Origin of the sequence: Streptosporangium oxazolinicum (assembly GCF_039537505.1) — a bacterium.
Taxonomy (GTDB): Bacteria; Actinomycetota; Actinomycetes; order Streptosporangiales; family Streptosporangiaceae; genus Streptosporangium; species Streptosporangium oxazolinicum.
This window is the reverse complement of the sequence record NZ_BAABAQ010000010.1, coordinates 150,008-163,456: the sequence shown is the minus strand read 5'-3', so window position 1 is coordinate 163,456 and position 13,449 is coordinate 150,008. Positions and strand designations below refer to the sequence as shown.

Genomic DNA, 13,449 nt, shown 5'->3' with positions numbered 1-13,449 from the left:
TACGCAAACCGAATGCTACACATGTGGTACGCCTGAGACAAGCGACTTGCCGTGAACCGACCTGGAGGCGTTGATGACCGTTCGTGGTGGCCGGACGACCGGACCGAACGGCGCGAGCCCCGAACTGGCCGGACTCGCCGACACCGTGTTGCAGCCCGGGTTCGTGGGCGTGGAGGTGCCCGACTGGCTGCGGAGACGGCTCGCCGAGGGGCTCGGCGGGGTTGCGCTCTACTCCCGGAATCTTGTAGACAGCGAGCAGACCAGGGCGCTGACCGCCGCACTGCGCGCGGAGAACCCGGACGTGGTGATCGCCACCGACGAGGAGGCGGGCGACGTCACCCGGCTGGAGGCGCTCACCGGCAGCTCGCGTCCCGGCAACCTCGCGCTCGGCGCGGTGAACGACCCCGATCTGACCGAGCGGGTCGCCCGCGAGATCGGCCTCGACCTGGCCGAGGCGGGCATCACCCTCAACTACGCTCCCGTGGTCGACGTCAACTCCGACCTGGACAATCCCGTCGTCGGCACCCGCGCGTTCGGCGCCGACCCCCGGCTCGTCGCCCGGCACGCCCGCGCCTGGGTCACCGGCCTCCAGTCGGCGGGGGTCGCCGCCTGCGCCAAGCACTTCCCCGGCCACGGCGCCACCGCCGTCGACTCGCACGACGACCTGCCGACCGTCGCGTACTCGGCCGAGGAGCTCGCCGCCACCACGCTCCCGCCCTACCGGGCCGCCATCGAGGCCGGGACGCGTGCCGTGATGACCGGCCACCTGCTCGTGCCCGCATACGACCCCGACCTCCCCGCCACCATGAGCGCCCGCATCCTGGTCGGGCTGCTCAGGGAGGAGCTGGGCTTCGACGGCCTGATCGTGACCGACGGCGTGGAGATGCCCTCGGTGGCCGAGAGGTACGGCGTGACCGGGGCGGCGGTCCGCGCTCTCGCCGCCGGGGCCGACGCGATCTGCGTGGGCGGCGAGCGCAAGGGTCCCGGGGTGGTCGGGTTCATGCGCAACGCCATCATGGGCGCGGTGGCCGACGGGACCCTTTCCGAGGAACGCCTGGCCGAGGCCGCCTCCCGGGTCCGCCGCCTGGCCGCCTGGTCGGCGGAGCGACGCCGGACGGCCGGCGAGACGGGCCCGGCGGGGAGGCCCTCGGGGCTCGCCGCGGCCAGGCGGGCCCTGCGGGTCCGCGGTGACGGGCTCCCGCTGCCCGCCGCGCCCCAGGTGATCGAGTTCGTCTCCGAGACGAACATCGCCGTCGACCGCGCCACCCCGTGGGGGGTCGCCGCGCCGCTGGCCGCGCTGCTGCCGGGCACGACGGCCCTGCGGCTCGGCTCCGGCGACCCGGTCCCGCCACCCCTCGAGGGACGCCCGCTGGTGATCGTGGTACGCGACGCCCACCGGCACGCCTGGGTCTCGGACCGGTTGGGCGCCCTGCTGTCACGGCGCCCCGACGCGATCGTGGTGGAGATGGGCCTGCCGGGCCCGGCCACCCCGGGCGCCGTCCACATCACCACCCACGGCGCGACCACCGCCTCGGGTCAGGCCGCCGCCGAACTCCTCTCGGGCAGGCACCCCGGCTGATCCCCGCCCCGCCGACCTGCGGGTTAGCTCCCCCCGGCCTCCACGATCGGCCCGTCCCACGGGGAGCACCAGCGGGCGGTCCGCGACGGCCGTTCGCCGCCCGGGATCAACCGCTCAGAATTCGCCGCTCGGGATTCGCCGTCCGGAACTCGCCGTTCAGGAGGTGAAGATCTCCTCCCTGGCCTGTTCCAGGGCGGCGATGACGGCCCCGCGCAGCACCGGGTTGCCCCCCACCTCGCTCGCCACCACCTGCGGCCGGACCGGGCAGCTCCTCGCCACCGCCTCCTCGATCCGGGAGGTGAGCTCGTCGCCCCCGGCCCTGCTCACCTCCCCCGCGAGCACCACGAGCCCGGGGTCGAGCACGACGCACACCGACGCCACCCCCAGCGCCAGCCGCCCCGCGATGTCGTCGATCAGGGGCTCTCCCCGCTCCCCCGCCGCGACCGCCGCCGCGACGCACTCGGCGGCGCTCTCCCCCTCGAAGCCGTACGTCGCGGCGAGCTCGGCGACCGCCTCGGCGCTGACCAGGGACTGCAGACCCCCGGCGAGCGACGGCAGCCTGCCCGGCACGGCCCGCACGTCCTCGGCCAGCGGCACCCCGGGCACCGGCAGGTAGCCGATCTCGCCCGCGCTGCCGGACCGGCCCCGGTGCAGCCGCCCGCCGAGCACGACGCCGAGGCCGATGCCGCGCCCCACCCACAGGAGCACGAAGTCGTCGACCTCGCGGGCGGCCCCCAGGGTGCGCTCGGCGATGGCGACGAGGTTCACGTCGTTCTCTATCCTGACGTCGCGGCGCAGGTCACGGGCGAGCGCCTCGTGGATGCCCTCGTGCCAGCCGGGCAGGTCGAAGGAGAACCGCACGTCTCCGGTACGGGGGTCGACCACGCCCGGGGTGCCGATGACGACCGAGCGCAGTTTGGAGAGCGCGACCTTGGCCGACCGGCACGCCTTGACCACCGCGTTGTGCACGAGGGCCACCGGATCGTCGTGTCCGCTGGGTGCCACCCGCACCTCGGCGACGATCTCCCCGTGGATATCTGCGATGGCGGTCGTGACGAATTCCGGGCCGACATCCAGACCGGCCACATAGGCCGAGGAGGAAATAATCCCATAAAGCGCGGCATTGGGCCCGCGGCCACCCGCCTGCTCCCCCGCGACCTCCACCAGCCCGCGCCCCTCCAGGCGGGCGAGCGTCTGAGACGCCGTCACCTTGGAAAGGCCCGTGAGCTCGCCGATCTGCCCCCGCGTCAACGGCCCGGAAGCGAGCAACAGCTCCAGGGCGGCCCTGTCGTTGATCTCCCTCAATAGCCTGGGCACGCCAGGACGTCGCTCCATACGCATGCTCTCTTGTTCGCCGTTTCCCCGTCGCGATTACTTTCAAGCAAGAATAACGGTTCTATTCTTAATAAGGCTTCCTGATAGTTTAGCCCCGCCCGGACCCGGCGGGGGCTGACGAGGATGTGTCCCGGCGCCGTCGCGCCCCTGCTCACCGCCGTTTCGCCCCCCGCCTCCCGCGTGCCCACCACCTCGAGGCCCGGAAATCAAGGGCTTGCGACGTCGGCCCGGCGCGTGGAACACTCCCGAAAACGGTAAAGGTTCTTTTCAGTAAGACCCTTGCCGTCGGGTGGCGAGGCAGGTTTCGACATGGATACCGTCATCACGATCGCGGCCGAATACACGGGTCTGCGGACCCGGCAGGGGCCCGTGACCATGGGCCAGGCCAACATGGCGCGGTGCGTGCTCCGCGACCCGCCACTCCACATGAACTTCCGCGTCACCAAGCACCTCCCCGAGGGGACGCCCCTGTCCGCCGTCGCCGAGGCGGTCGGGCGCCTGCTCTCCCGGCACGAGGGACTGCGGGCCACCATCCACTCGGACGTCCAGGTCGTGGCCGGTGCCGGTTCCCTGCCCATCGAGATACACGGTGCCGGGACCGGTCTCCTCGACGAGGTCGCCGAGGAGGTGGGTCTGCGGATGCAGGGCACCCGGTTCGACCTGGAGGCCGAGCTCCCGATCAGGGTCGCCGTGGTCACCGAGGGGGAGGCGCCCCGCCTGGTGATCTTCGTTCTGCCCCACACCTCGGTGGACGCCATCGGGCTGGCCACCGTGATGAGGGAGTGGGAGCGCCTGATCCGGGGGATCGCCGTACCGGCACCGTGCCCGATGCAGCCGCTGGACCTCGCGACCGCGGAGGGGAGCCCGGCGACCCTGCGCCGGAACACCGCGGCCCTGCGGCACTGGGAGAGCGGGCTTCGGCGGGCGCCGCAGTCGATGTTCGCGATCGACGAGGCGGCCGAGGCCGACGCCGACGCGATCCGGCCCCGGCTGCGGATCCGCTCGGCGGTGGCGGCCGAGGCGCTGGAGGCCGCCGCGAGCCGTACGGGCGCCAGCCGCTCGGCGGTCACGCTCGCCGCCCTCGGCGTCCTCGTCGGCCTGCGCAACTCCCAGCGGACCTGCGTGATCGCGTCACTGGCGAGCAACCGGGTACGGCCCGAGCTGCGCGACTACGTCGGGCCACTCGCCCAGGACGCGCTGATGACCGCGGACCTCGACGTCCCCACCTTCGACGAGGCGGTCCGCCGTTTCCGCGGTGCCTCCCTCTCCGGATACCAGCACAGCCGTTTCGACTCGGTGGCGCTCTGGGAGGTGATCGAGGCCGTCAACACCGAGCGGGGGGTGGACTTCGCCCGCGACTGCGTCTTCAACGACATGAGCGGCGTCACCCTCCCCGAGCCCGAGCCCGCGCCGTTCGCCGAGATCGAGTGCGGCTGGCTTCCCTCGGCCTCGCTCCCCGCGCACCTCGCGCTCTGGGCCAACCGGCTGGAGGACGTGGTGGACCTGACCCTCTGGATCGACCCGAGGGTGATGAGCCGGGCGGAGGCGGAGGGCTTTGGAACCGGGCTCGTCCGGCTGCTGATCGCGGCCGGAGACGGGGACGTCCAGGCTTCCGACATTGCGAATATATCGGGAATTTCGCCTATCGAGCGTGATCCGCGATGGATCTACACCGACTCCTGCTGGGTGAACCTCGGCGCGGTCGAGCGGCTCGTCGGCGAGGCCGTGCAGGGGCGTCCCCATCTCGTGACGCATGACCCGGACGGGCGTCTGACCTGCCACGTCACCTCCGGAACCCCCGAGGAGATCCGCGCCGCCTGCCTCGCCCTGCTGCCGGGCCGCACCTCCGCGATGGCACCTCACCACTACGTCGTACACGCCCCGGGACACACCGGCGCGTCGCTCTACGGGCCCGTCGTCACCGAGGGCGACGGACGCCACTCAACCTCCTTCGGCCCCTCACGCGTAAGGAACCAATAGCAGGCGGGATAATCGGTTACATGCGCCTATCCGCTCGTGTCGACTATGCTCTCCGCGCCGCCGCCGAACTCGCCGCCGCGGGTGACGGCCCTACCACGGTGGGTGAGCTGGCCAAAGAGCAGGACATGCCTCCCAAGTATCTTGAGAACATCCTGCTCCAGATGCGCCGTGCCGGGCTGGTCCGCGGCCAGCGCGGCCCCGAGGGGGGCTACGTGCTGGCCCGCCCGCCCGCCGAGATCAGTCTCGCCGATGTGATCCGTGCCGTTGACGGCCCGCTCGCCAACGTCAGGGGGGAACGGCCCGAGCACGTCGGTTACCGGGGCCCCGCCGAGTCGCTGCAGCAGGTCTGGATCGCGCTGCGCGCCAGCGAACGGGCGATCCTGGAGGAGGTCACCCTGGAGAACGTGGCCACCGGATCGCTCCCCGAGCGGGTCCGCAGCCTGTCGGCCGACCCCGCGGCCTGGGACTGACCGTGCCGGTGTGGCCGCCCACCGGGGTCCGGCCGGCCCGGCCCACCCGGGACCGGCTCACCGCGCGTGACCGATTCGCCCGATTCGCCCCACGGTGTCGGCTCGCCTCGCGAGAACGATCCACCGACCGGGACCGGCTCGCCGCCCGGGACCGGCCCGCGGCTCGGGGTGGACACCGTGCCCGAGGGTGATGTCGTCCACCGCTCCGCCCTGCGGCTCGGCCGGGCGCTCGACGGACGGGTGCTGACCCGCTCGGACTTCCGTGTGCCACGCCACTCCACGGCCGACCTGACCGGACGCGCGGTGCTGGAGACCGTCTCGCGCGGCAAGCACCTGCTCACCAGGGTCGAGGGCGGGCTGACCGTCCACACCCACCTGCGGATGGAGGGCTCCTGGCAGATCTCACCCGCTGGACGGAGGCTGCCCGGGGGCGACGTCGTCCGCCTGGTGCTGGCCAACGCTGAATGGCAGGCGGCGGGGGTGCGGCTAAGCATGGTCGACCTGGTCTCGACCGAGGAGGAGGGACGGCTCGTCGGCCATCTCGGACCCGATCTGCTCGGGGAGGACTGGGACGAGACCGAAGCCGTACGGCGGCTGGCACGACGGCCTGAAACGAGCATCGGGGTCGCGCTGCTCGATCAGCGCAACCTGGCGGGAATCGGCACCATCTATCGCGCCGAGACGCTGTTCCTCGCCGGAGTGTCGCCGTGGCGACCCGTGGGAGCGGTTGAGGATCTGGGGGCGATCGTGTCGATCGCGCGACGATTGATGGACGCGAACAAGGAACGCCCGAGCAGGACGACGACGGGCGACCTCCGTCCGGGACGGGGCACCTGGGTCTACGGCAGGGCCGGGCGGCCTTGCCTGCGCTGCGGGCGTCGGATCAGTCGTGGGGAGATGGGCGCACAGCCGCAGGAACGGCTGATCGTCTGGTGCCGTCACTGCCAGCCGGAACAACCGACCGGCTAGGCGGCGACCATGTCGTTGACCTCGGGGAAAACGGAATCGGGAACGGTTTCGGGAATCGGCAGACGCTCCCGTTCGGGGACATCGCCCGCCAGCACCGGAGCATGCTGCAGCTCGGCCAGGGCGAACTGATCGGAAACCTCACGGAGAACCTGTGAAAGCGGCACGCCCAAGGCGCCGCAGATCGACGCGAGCAGCTCTGAGGAGGCCTCCTTCTGACCACGCTCCACCTCGGAAAGATATCCAAGGGAAACCCGAGCCAGTGTGGACACCTCACGCAGGGTGCGACTCTGCCGCACCCTCAGCCGCCGCAGCACGTCACCGAGCAGCTGACGCAGCAGGACCATCTGTCGCTCCCTCCCCGGCGCGGATGTCTTCACGACACTCCGCGCTATCGGTTCGTGCCGCCCGTTCTTCGAACGCGACCCTTGGTACATACTCCTCGCCGTCATCATCGCTTGACCTTTACCTCACTCACAGTTCCACCGTACCTGTATCAACCGACAACGCGGCAGACCATGTGGAGCATGTTCGCTGGGGACGTAACGCGGTAATCACCCTGAATGTTCCCTCACGTTCGTCTCCAGCACACCTCGGAGGAGGTCCACGGCCTCGTTCACGGTCGACTCCCGGATCTGGTCGCGCGTCCCGGCGAGTCGCGGATCCCGGTGCCATACCCGCCCCTCCGGGCCACTAACGGCGAGATGCACGGTGCCCACCGCTTTACCGTCCTGCGGGTCCGGACCGGCCACCCCGGTGACCGCCAGGCCGTACGTGGAACCGGCGAGGAGGCGTACCCCCTCGGCCATGGCGGCGGCGACCTTCGGGTGCACGGCCCCCTCGCGGGCGAGCAGGTCCGCGGGGACGTCCAGCAGCCGGTGCTTGAGCTCGGTGGAGTAGGAGACGACCCCGCCCAGGAAGGCCGCGGAGGCCCCGGAGGGACCGGTGAGGGCCGCGCAGATCAGCCCGGCGGTCAGCGACTCGGCGACCGCCACCGTCTCGCCCCTGCGGACGAGAAGGGAGAGGACCTCGGTGGCCGCGAGCAGGCGGTGACTCATGTCAGCCTCATATGGCCCGCGCCCGTTTCGCGACCTGCCGCAGCTTGATCGCCCGGATCACGTAGTCGAGGCCGGTGACGACGGTGACGAGGGCCGCCGCGCCCATCACGACCCAGCGGATCAGGTCGGGCACGCCCGGCCAGACGTAGGAGACGATCGCGGCGATCTGCAGGACGGTCTTCACCTTCCCGCCGTAGCTGGCCGGGATGACGCCGTGCCGGATGACCGCGAACCTCAGCGCGGTCACACCCAGCTCCCTGCCCAGGATCACGACGGTGACCCACCAGGGCAGCTCCCCCAGGATCGAGAGGCTGATCAGGGCGGCGCCGATGAGGGCCTTGTCGGCGATCGGGTCGGCGATCTTCCCGAAGTCGGTGATCAGGCCGTAGCGGCGAGCCAGCTCGCCGTCGAGCAGGTCGGTGAGCGAGGCCACCATGAAGACCACCAGCGCCGCGGCCCGCCAGCCGGATCCCGGCAGGAAGAGGCAGGCCGCGAAGAACGGAACCATCGCCAGCCGTATCACCGTCACGACGTTGGCGATGTTCCAGGCGCTCACCTTGGGGCGCGCGGACGCCGCTGTCGAGTCGGTGCCGGTCTCTGGCGTGTTGGTCATACGCTCTCCCGGCCCGGCGGCGCGCTCATGGGGCCGCCTTGATGCGGGCGATCAGGTCGACCCCCTCCGAGTCGACCACGACGGCCCGGACGATCTGGCCGGGGACCAGCCCGATGCCCTGGACCGTTACAGAGCCGTCCACCTCGGGCCCCTGGTGGGCGGCGCGGCCCTCGTAGCCGCCGTCGCCCAGGTCCTCCTCGATCAGGACGTCGACCTCGGTGCCGATCCGCTCCTCGGCCCGCTGGGCCATGAGCTCCTCGGCCAGCTCGGTGAGCGTGGACACCCGGGCGTCGACGATCTCCTGGTCGAGCTTGCCGGGAAGCGAGGCCGCCTCGGTGCCGTCCTCGTCGGAGTAACCGAAGACGCCGATCACGTCGAGCCTCGCCTCCTCCAGGAAGCCCACCAGCTCGCCGAACTCCTCCTCGGTCTCGCCGGGGAAGCCCACGATGAAGTTGGAGCGCACGCCCGCCTCCGGGGCGTGGGCGCGGACCGACTCCAGGAGGTCCAGGAAGCGCCGGGGGTCGCCGAAGCGGCGCATCCGGCGCAGCACCGTGCCGCTGGCGTGCTGGAAGGACAGGTCGAAGTAGGGGGCCACGCCCTCGGTCGAGGCGATGATCTCCAGCAGCCCGGGGCGGAGCTCGGCGGGCTGCAGGTAGCTGACGCGCACCCGCTCGACGCCCTCGGTCGCGGCGAGGGAGGGCAGCAGCTTCTCCAGCGCCCTCAGGTCGCCCAGGTCCTTGCCGTAGGAGGTGGAGTTCTCGCTGACCAGCACCAGCTCCTTGACGCCCTGCCCGGCCAGCCAGGCGGCCTCGCCGAGGAGCTCCTCGGAGCGGCGCGAGACGTACGCCCCTCGGAAGGCGGGGATGGCGCAGAACGTGCAGCGCCGGTCGCAGCCGGAGGCCAGCTTCAGCGAGGCCACCGGGCCGTCGCCCAGGCGCTTGCGGAGCGGCCGGGGGCCGCTGGCGGGGGCCACGCCCTCGGGCAGCTCGCCGTGGCCGGGAATGGCGGTCCTGGGGGCGGCGGCGCGCTCTACAGGCGAGATGGGCAGCAGGGTCCTGCGGTCGCGGGGACTGTGCGGGACGAGCCGCTTGCCCGCCAGCACGTCGTCGAGACGCGTGCCGATGTCGGTGTAGTCGTCGAAGGAGATGACGGCGGCGGCCTCGGGCAGCGCGTCGGCGAGCTGGTCACCGTACCGCTCCGCCATGCAGCCCGCGGCGACCACCTTGGCCCCGGAGTCGGCCGCGGCGAGCAGCGTGTCGATGGAGTCCTTTTTCGCCGAGTCGATGAAGCCGCACGTGTTGACGACGACGACATCGGGGTCGTCGTCGCCCAGCTGCCAACCGGCAGCCTCAAGACGAGCGGCGAGTTCCTCGGAGTCGACCTCGTTGCGTGCGCAACCAAGCGTGATCAGCGATGCGGTTCGGCGGGATGACATGGTGAACACTACGGTATCGGGAGTTGGCCACCACCCGATGCACCTCCCCCCATTCAGGCCCCGTTCAGGCACCGCCGCACCCCCCGCCCCGCCCCGGACACGCCTGCGTCGCGGGTGGCCCTCGACGCCCGGAAGGACGCCGGGAAACGGCCTGACCTAGCGCTTCTTGGCGGCGGGAGCCTCGTAGGAGCGGTTGACGACCTGCCCCCGGCGGCCGGGGGCGCCCAGGTTCTTGCCGTTCACCTTCAGCGAGACGGCTCCCCCGTCGCCGAAGGTGACCCTCATCCCGCTCTTCGCCTTCCAGGTCGAGGTCTTGCCCGCCGCGAGCGTTCCGGAGAAGAGTCTCCGGCCGCCCGCGTCCTGCACGTCGAGCCAGGACGTCCGCTTCGCCCTGACCTGGAGGACGACCATGTCGCGCCGCTTCCCCTCGGCCAGCGACGCCGCCCGGCGCGGCGAGTCGGGACCGGCCGACGGCGGCGTCGCGGCGGGCACCGGCATGGGGCGGAGCTCCGCCACGGGAGTGTCGCCCCCGCTCATGGTCCGCGCCACGCCGAAGATGACCACGATGCCCAGGGCCACCGCCATCGCCGTCGTCCAGTTGGGTGAGCGGCGCTCACGGATCTTCAGGGGCATGTCGGCCTGGAAGACGCTGGAGGCCCGCACCGGCAGCGGCACGCCCCCGTGCTGCTCGTCGTAGCGGTGTACCAGCGACTCCGGATCGAGATCGACGATCTTGGCGATGTTTCTTATGTGGCCCCGCGCGTAGAAATCTCCCCCGCATTGGGAGAAGTCGTTCCTCTCGATTGCCTGGATGAGAACCTCGCGAATGCGCGTCCGCGCACTCAACTGCCCGACGGTCATCCCCATCGACCGCCTGGCATCCGCCAGATCGCTTCCAATGCCCATGGCGCACGCCTCTCAGCCCCCGACGTTGCGTAGTGACACCTATTCAATCAGTAACCGGACGGAAGGTGTGCGGCGGGGGGTGCCATTCCCGTACGGCGCCGTCAGCTCCCGCGCAGGTCGGCCAGCAGGCCGGGGAGCTCGTCGGGTTTGACCATGACCTCCCGCGCCTTCGACCCCTCGCTGGGCCCGACGACGTTCCTGCTCTCCAGCAGGTCCATCAGGCGGCCCGCCTTGGCGAAGCCGACCCTGAGCTTGCGCTGGAGCATCGAGGTCGAGCCGAACTGGGTGGTCACGATGAGCTCGGCCGCCTGGACCAGCAGGTCGAGGTCGTCGCCGATGTCCTCGTCGATCTCCTTCTTGGCGGCCGTCGAGGCGGACACGTCCTCGCGGTACTCGACCGTCATCTGGGCCTTGCAGTGCCCGACGATCTCACCGATCTCCTTCTCGGAGACGAAGGCGTTCTGCAGCCGCATGGGCTTGCTGGCGCCCATCGGCAGGAAGAGCGAGTCGCCCTGCCCGACGAGCTTCTCGGCGCCGGGCTGGTCCAGGATGACCCGGGAGTCGGCCAGCGAGGAGGTGGCGAAGGCGAGCCGGGAGGGCACGTTGGCCTTGATCAGGCCGGTGACCACGTCCACGCTGGGGCGCTGGGTGGCGATGACGAGGTGGATTCCGGCGGCGCGGGCGAGCTGGGTGATGCGGACGATGGAGTCTTCGACGTCGCGCGGGGCGACCATCATCAGGTCGGCGAGCTCGTCGACGATCACCAGCAGGTACGGATAGGGCTGGTAGACCCGCTCGCTGCCCGGCGGCGGCACCAGCTTGCCCGTGCGTACCGCCTTGTTGAAGTCGTCGACGTGCCGGAAGCCGCTGGCGGCCAGGTCGTCGTAGCGGCGGTCCATCTCCCCGACGACCCACTCCAGGGCCTCGGCGGCCTTCTTGGGGTTGGTGATGATCGGCGTGATCAGGTGCGGGATGCCCTCGTAGACGCTGAGCTCGACCCGCTTGGGATCGACCAGGACCATGCGGACCTCGTCGGGGGTGGCCCGCATCAGGATCGAGGTGATCAGCCCGTTGACGCAGACCGACTTGCCCGCGCCGGTGGCGCCCGCGATGAGCAGGTGCGGCATCTTGGCCAGGTTGGCCACTATCGTGCGCCCCTCGACGTCCTTGCCGAGCCCGACGATCATCGGGTGGTGGTCGGCCTGGGCCACCGGGGAGCGCAGGATGTCGCCCAGCGAGACGAGGTCCTTGTCGGTGTTGGGGATCTCGACGCCGATCGCCGACTTGCCGGGGATCGGGGACAAAATACGGACATCGGCCGACTTGACGGCGTACGCGATGTTCTTGGTGAGCGCGGTGACCTTCTCGACCTTGACCGCCGGGCCGAGCTCGATCTCGTAGCGCGTCACCGTCGGCCCCCGGGTGAAACCGATCACCTGGGCGTCGATGGCGAACTGCTCCATCACGCTGGTCAGCGCGTTGACGACGACGGTGTTCGCCTTCGTCTGCGGCTTGGGGGCGGTGCCGGGGCGCAGGAGCTGCGACTCGGGCAGGGTGTACGGACCGGCCTGGGGCGACAGGACGAGCTGCTCGACCTTGCGCGGGGCCGGGGTCGGCGAGGGAGGCGCGGACGGCTCGGCCCTGACCCCCTCCCCCGCCTCCTCGTCCACCAGGCCGGGCACGATCTCCGGGGAGTGTCCCGGAGTCCCGCCGGGCGTCTCGGCGACCAGGGGCGTGTCGTAGGGCTTGACGTGGTCGCCCAGCTCGTTGCCCTCGGGCTCCGGCTTCTTGCGGGTGGAGGGCTTCCTCCTGGACACCCGTGGCGTGGGGGGCAGGTCGCGGTTGAAGAGCATGTGCCGGATCTCGGCCAGCCGCTCGGGGACCCGGTGCACCGGCGTCGCGGTGATCACCAGGACGCCGAAGCCCGACAGGATCAGCAGCAGCGGGATGGTGATGAAGGACGGCAGGATGCTCGCCGGGGGCGCCGAGACGATGAAGCCGATCATGCCTCCGGCGGCCGACACCTTGTCCATGCCGTCGGAGCTGCCCCCCGAGGGGTACGGCGTGTCGTGGACGACGTGCACGATACCGAGCACGCCGATGGTGAGGGCGGACCAGCCGATGATCATCCGGCCGGTGTCGGCGTTCTGGTCGGGGTGGCGTAGCAGCCGCCAGGCCAGCAGCACGAGAAGGATCGGGATCACCCAGGTCAGCGAGCCGAAGACGCCGCGCATGACACCGTCGACCACGGTGGAGACCGTGCCGGTGTTCTTCCGCCAGGTCATGGCCGCCAGCACGACCGCCCCGGCGAACACCGCCAGGCCGAGCCCGTCGCGGCGGTGGACGGGGTCGAGCTCGCGCGCGTTCTGCCCCAGGGCCCGCGCGGCGCCGCCGATGCCCCCCGCCAGCAGCATCCAGATGCCCATGAACAGCTTGCCGATCATGATGAGCACCCAGCTGATCGGGTCGTGCTGGGGCGAGGGCCTGCGGGCCTGACTCGTGCTCCTCGGCCGTCCGGCGGGCGTCCGCCTGGCGGGGGCCGTACGGGCCCGGGAGGCGCCCGAACGACCGGAGGCCCCCTTGCCGGGGGGCTTTCCTGAGGAGCCTTTAGACGTACGGGTGGCCATGCTAGGGAGGTTAACGAGACGGGTGGTGGATTGCGCGCCGACGCGCCGGAGCGCCCGGCCCTCAGCGGCGTTTCACGAGATTGATCGATATTTCGTGAACAGTGGTGAAGGGAGCTGGATATCCCATTGGCCCGTCACGGATGACCATCCCCCGGGCGTGGCGGGCTCCAGGACCCGCCCGCCCGGGGACATGCTCCTTCCACCGGGAGGGGAAGGGAAACACCCGGACCGGGAATCCGGCCGGTCCCGGGCGCGGCGGGCGCCGGGCGGGCTACTTGTCGGACTCCAGGACGCCGCCGTTGGCCACGTCCGACTTCTCGATCTCGGTGAAGACGATACGCACCGATTCGCGGCGCGCCTTCAGGATGCCCACGGCCGCCTCGGTCAGCGCGGCCACGAACTCGCGGCGCTGGTCGAGGGTCCTGCCGGACAGGAGTTCCACGGTGATGTTCGGCATGTCGAAATCCTCCAGGCTCAGGT

Annotated in this window: 12 protein-coding genes; 4 read left to right on the top strand and 8 right to left on the bottom strand. The window is 71.1% G+C overall.

All coding sequences use genetic code 11. The features are described 5' to 3' along the window. Positions 1–73 precede the first annotated feature (73 nt). The gene (locus ABD817_RS25340) at positions 74–1,579 is read left to right on the top strand and encodes a glycoside hydrolase family 3 protein (protein ID WP_344920631.1); all 1,506 of its coding nucleotides are present in this window, start codon (positions 74–76) and stop codon (positions 1,577–1,579) included. 156 nt (positions 1,580–1,735) lie between these two features. On the opposite strand, the gene ABD817_RS25335 is transcribed toward ABD817_RS25340, so the two are convergent. Continuing rightward, positions 1,736–2,914 (bottom strand): ROK family transcriptional regulator, encoded by a 1,179-nt coding sequence (locus ABD817_RS25335; protein WP_344920630.1) that lies wholly within the window; start codon positions 2,912–2,914, stop codon positions 1,736–1,738. A 309-nt stretch (positions 2,915–3,223) separates the two neighbouring features. On the opposite strand from ABD817_RS25335, the gene ABD817_RS25330 reads away from it, so the two are divergent. The 3 genes from ABD817_RS25330 to ABD817_RS25320 all read left to right on the top strand — a co-directional run bounded on the left by ABD817_RS25330 (position 3,224) and on the right by ABD817_RS25320 (position 6,333). Continuing rightward, the gene (locus tag ABD817_RS25330; protein ID WP_344920629.1) at positions 3,224–4,894 is read left to right on the top strand and encodes a condensation domain-containing protein; all 1,671 of its coding nucleotides are present in this window, start codon (positions 3,224–3,226) and stop codon (positions 4,892–4,894) included. Between the two features lie 20 nt (positions 4,895–4,914). Continuing rightward, positions 4,915–5,364: an RrF2 family transcriptional regulator gene (locus ABD817_RS25325; protein WP_344920628.1), complete on the top strand. Its 450-nt coding sequence runs from the start codon at positions 4,915–4,917 to the stop codon at positions 5,362–5,364. Between the two features lie 177 nt (positions 5,365–5,541). Beyond that, positions 5,542–6,333 (top strand): Fpg/Nei family DNA glycosylase, encoded by a 792-nt coding sequence (locus ABD817_RS25320; protein WP_344920627.1) that lies wholly within the window; start codon positions 5,542–5,544, stop codon positions 6,331–6,333. Here the strand turns inward: ABD817_RS25320 and ABD817_RS25315 are convergent. The 7 genes from ABD817_RS25315 to ABD817_RS25285 all read right to left on the bottom strand — a co-directional run bounded on the left by ABD817_RS25315 (position 6,330) and on the right by ABD817_RS25285 (position 13,426). After that, the gene (locus ABD817_RS25315; protein ID WP_030904158.1) at positions 6,330–6,677 is read right to left on the bottom strand and encodes a helix-turn-helix domain-containing protein; all 348 of its coding nucleotides are present in this window, start codon (positions 6,675–6,677) and stop codon (positions 6,330–6,332) included. The genes ABD817_RS25320 and ABD817_RS25315 overlap by 4 nt on opposite strands. Before the next feature lie 207 nt (positions 6,678–6,884). Further along, positions 6,885–7,388 (bottom strand): CinA family protein, encoded by a 504-nt coding sequence (locus ABD817_RS25310; protein ID WP_344920626.1) that lies wholly within the window; start codon positions 7,386–7,388, stop codon positions 6,885–6,887. Between the two features lie 7 nt (positions 7,389–7,395). Then, entirely contained in the window at positions 7,396–8,001 is a 606-nt protein-coding gene (pgsA, locus tag ABD817_RS25305) for a CDP-diacylglycerol--glycerol-3-phosphate 3-phosphatidyltransferase (protein ID WP_344920625.1), read from the bottom strand. 25 nt (positions 8,002–8,026) lie between these two features. Then, a complete protein-coding gene (gene rimO / locus ABD817_RS25300) occupies positions 8,027–9,436 on the bottom strand; it encodes a 30S ribosomal protein S12 methylthiotransferase RimO (protein ID WP_344920624.1) in 1,410 nt (469 codons plus the stop codon). A gap of 156 nt (positions 9,437–9,592) precedes the next feature. Beyond that, entirely contained in the window at positions 9,593–10,342 is a 750-nt protein-coding gene (locus ABD817_RS25295; protein ID WP_344920623.1) for a helix-turn-helix domain-containing protein, read from the bottom strand. Between the two features lie 101 nt (positions 10,343–10,443). Beyond that, positions 10,444–12,969, bottom strand: a complete 2,526-nt coding sequence (locus ABD817_RS25290; protein WP_344920622.1) for a DNA translocase FtsK — start codon at positions 12,967–12,969, stop codon at positions 10,444–10,446. 271 nt (positions 12,970–13,240) lie between these two features. Then, positions 13,241–13,426 carry a tautomerase family protein gene (locus tag ABD817_RS25285; protein ID WP_344920621.1) on the bottom strand — a complete coding sequence of 62 codons (186 nt, stop codon included), beginning with the start codon at positions 13,424–13,426 and terminating at the stop codon, positions 13,241–13,243. Between the last annotated feature and the right edge of the window lie 23 nt (positions 13,427–13,449).

Coding starts and splice junctions, on each gene's coding strand:
- ABD817_RS25340 (WP_344920631.1), top strand. CDS start 74: ATGACCGTTCGTGGTGGCCGGACGACCGGACCGAACGGCGCGAGCCCC.
- ABD817_RS25335 (WP_344920630.1), bottom strand. CDS start 2,914: ATGGAGCGACGTCCTGGCGTGCCCAGGCTATTGAGGGAGATCAACGAC.
- ABD817_RS25330 (WP_344920629.1), top strand. CDS start 3,224: ATGGATACCGTCATCACGATCGCGGCCGAATACACGGGTCTGCGGACC.
- ABD817_RS25325 (WP_344920628.1), top strand. CDS start 4,915: ATGCGCCTATCCGCTCGTGTCGACTATGCTCTCCGCGCCGCCGCCGAA.
- ABD817_RS25315 (WP_030904158.1), bottom strand. CDS start 6,677: ATGGTCCTGCTGCGTCAGCTGCTCGGTGACGTGCTGCGGCGGCTGAGG.
- ABD817_RS25310 (WP_344920626.1), bottom strand. CDS start 7,388: ATGAGTCACCGCCTGCTCGCGGCCACCGAGGTCCTCTCCCTTCTCGTC.
- pgsA (WP_344920625.1), bottom strand. CDS start 8,001: ATGACCAACACGCCAGAGACCGGCACCGACTCGACAGCGGCGTCCGCG.
- rimO (WP_344920624.1), bottom strand. CDS start 9,436: ATGTCATCCCGCCGAACCGCATCGCTGATCACGCTTGGTTGCGCACGC.
- ABD817_RS25295 (WP_344920623.1), bottom strand. CDS start 10,342: ATGGGCATTGGAAGCGATCTGGCGGATGCCAGGCGGTCGATGGGGATG.
- ABD817_RS25290 (WP_344920622.1), bottom strand. CDS start 12,969: ATGGCCACCCGTACGTCTAAAGGCTCCTCAGGAAAGCCCCCCGGCAAG.
- ABD817_RS25285 (WP_344920621.1), bottom strand. CDS start 13,426: ATGCCGAACATCACCGTGGAACTCCTGTCCGGCAGGACCCTCGACCAG.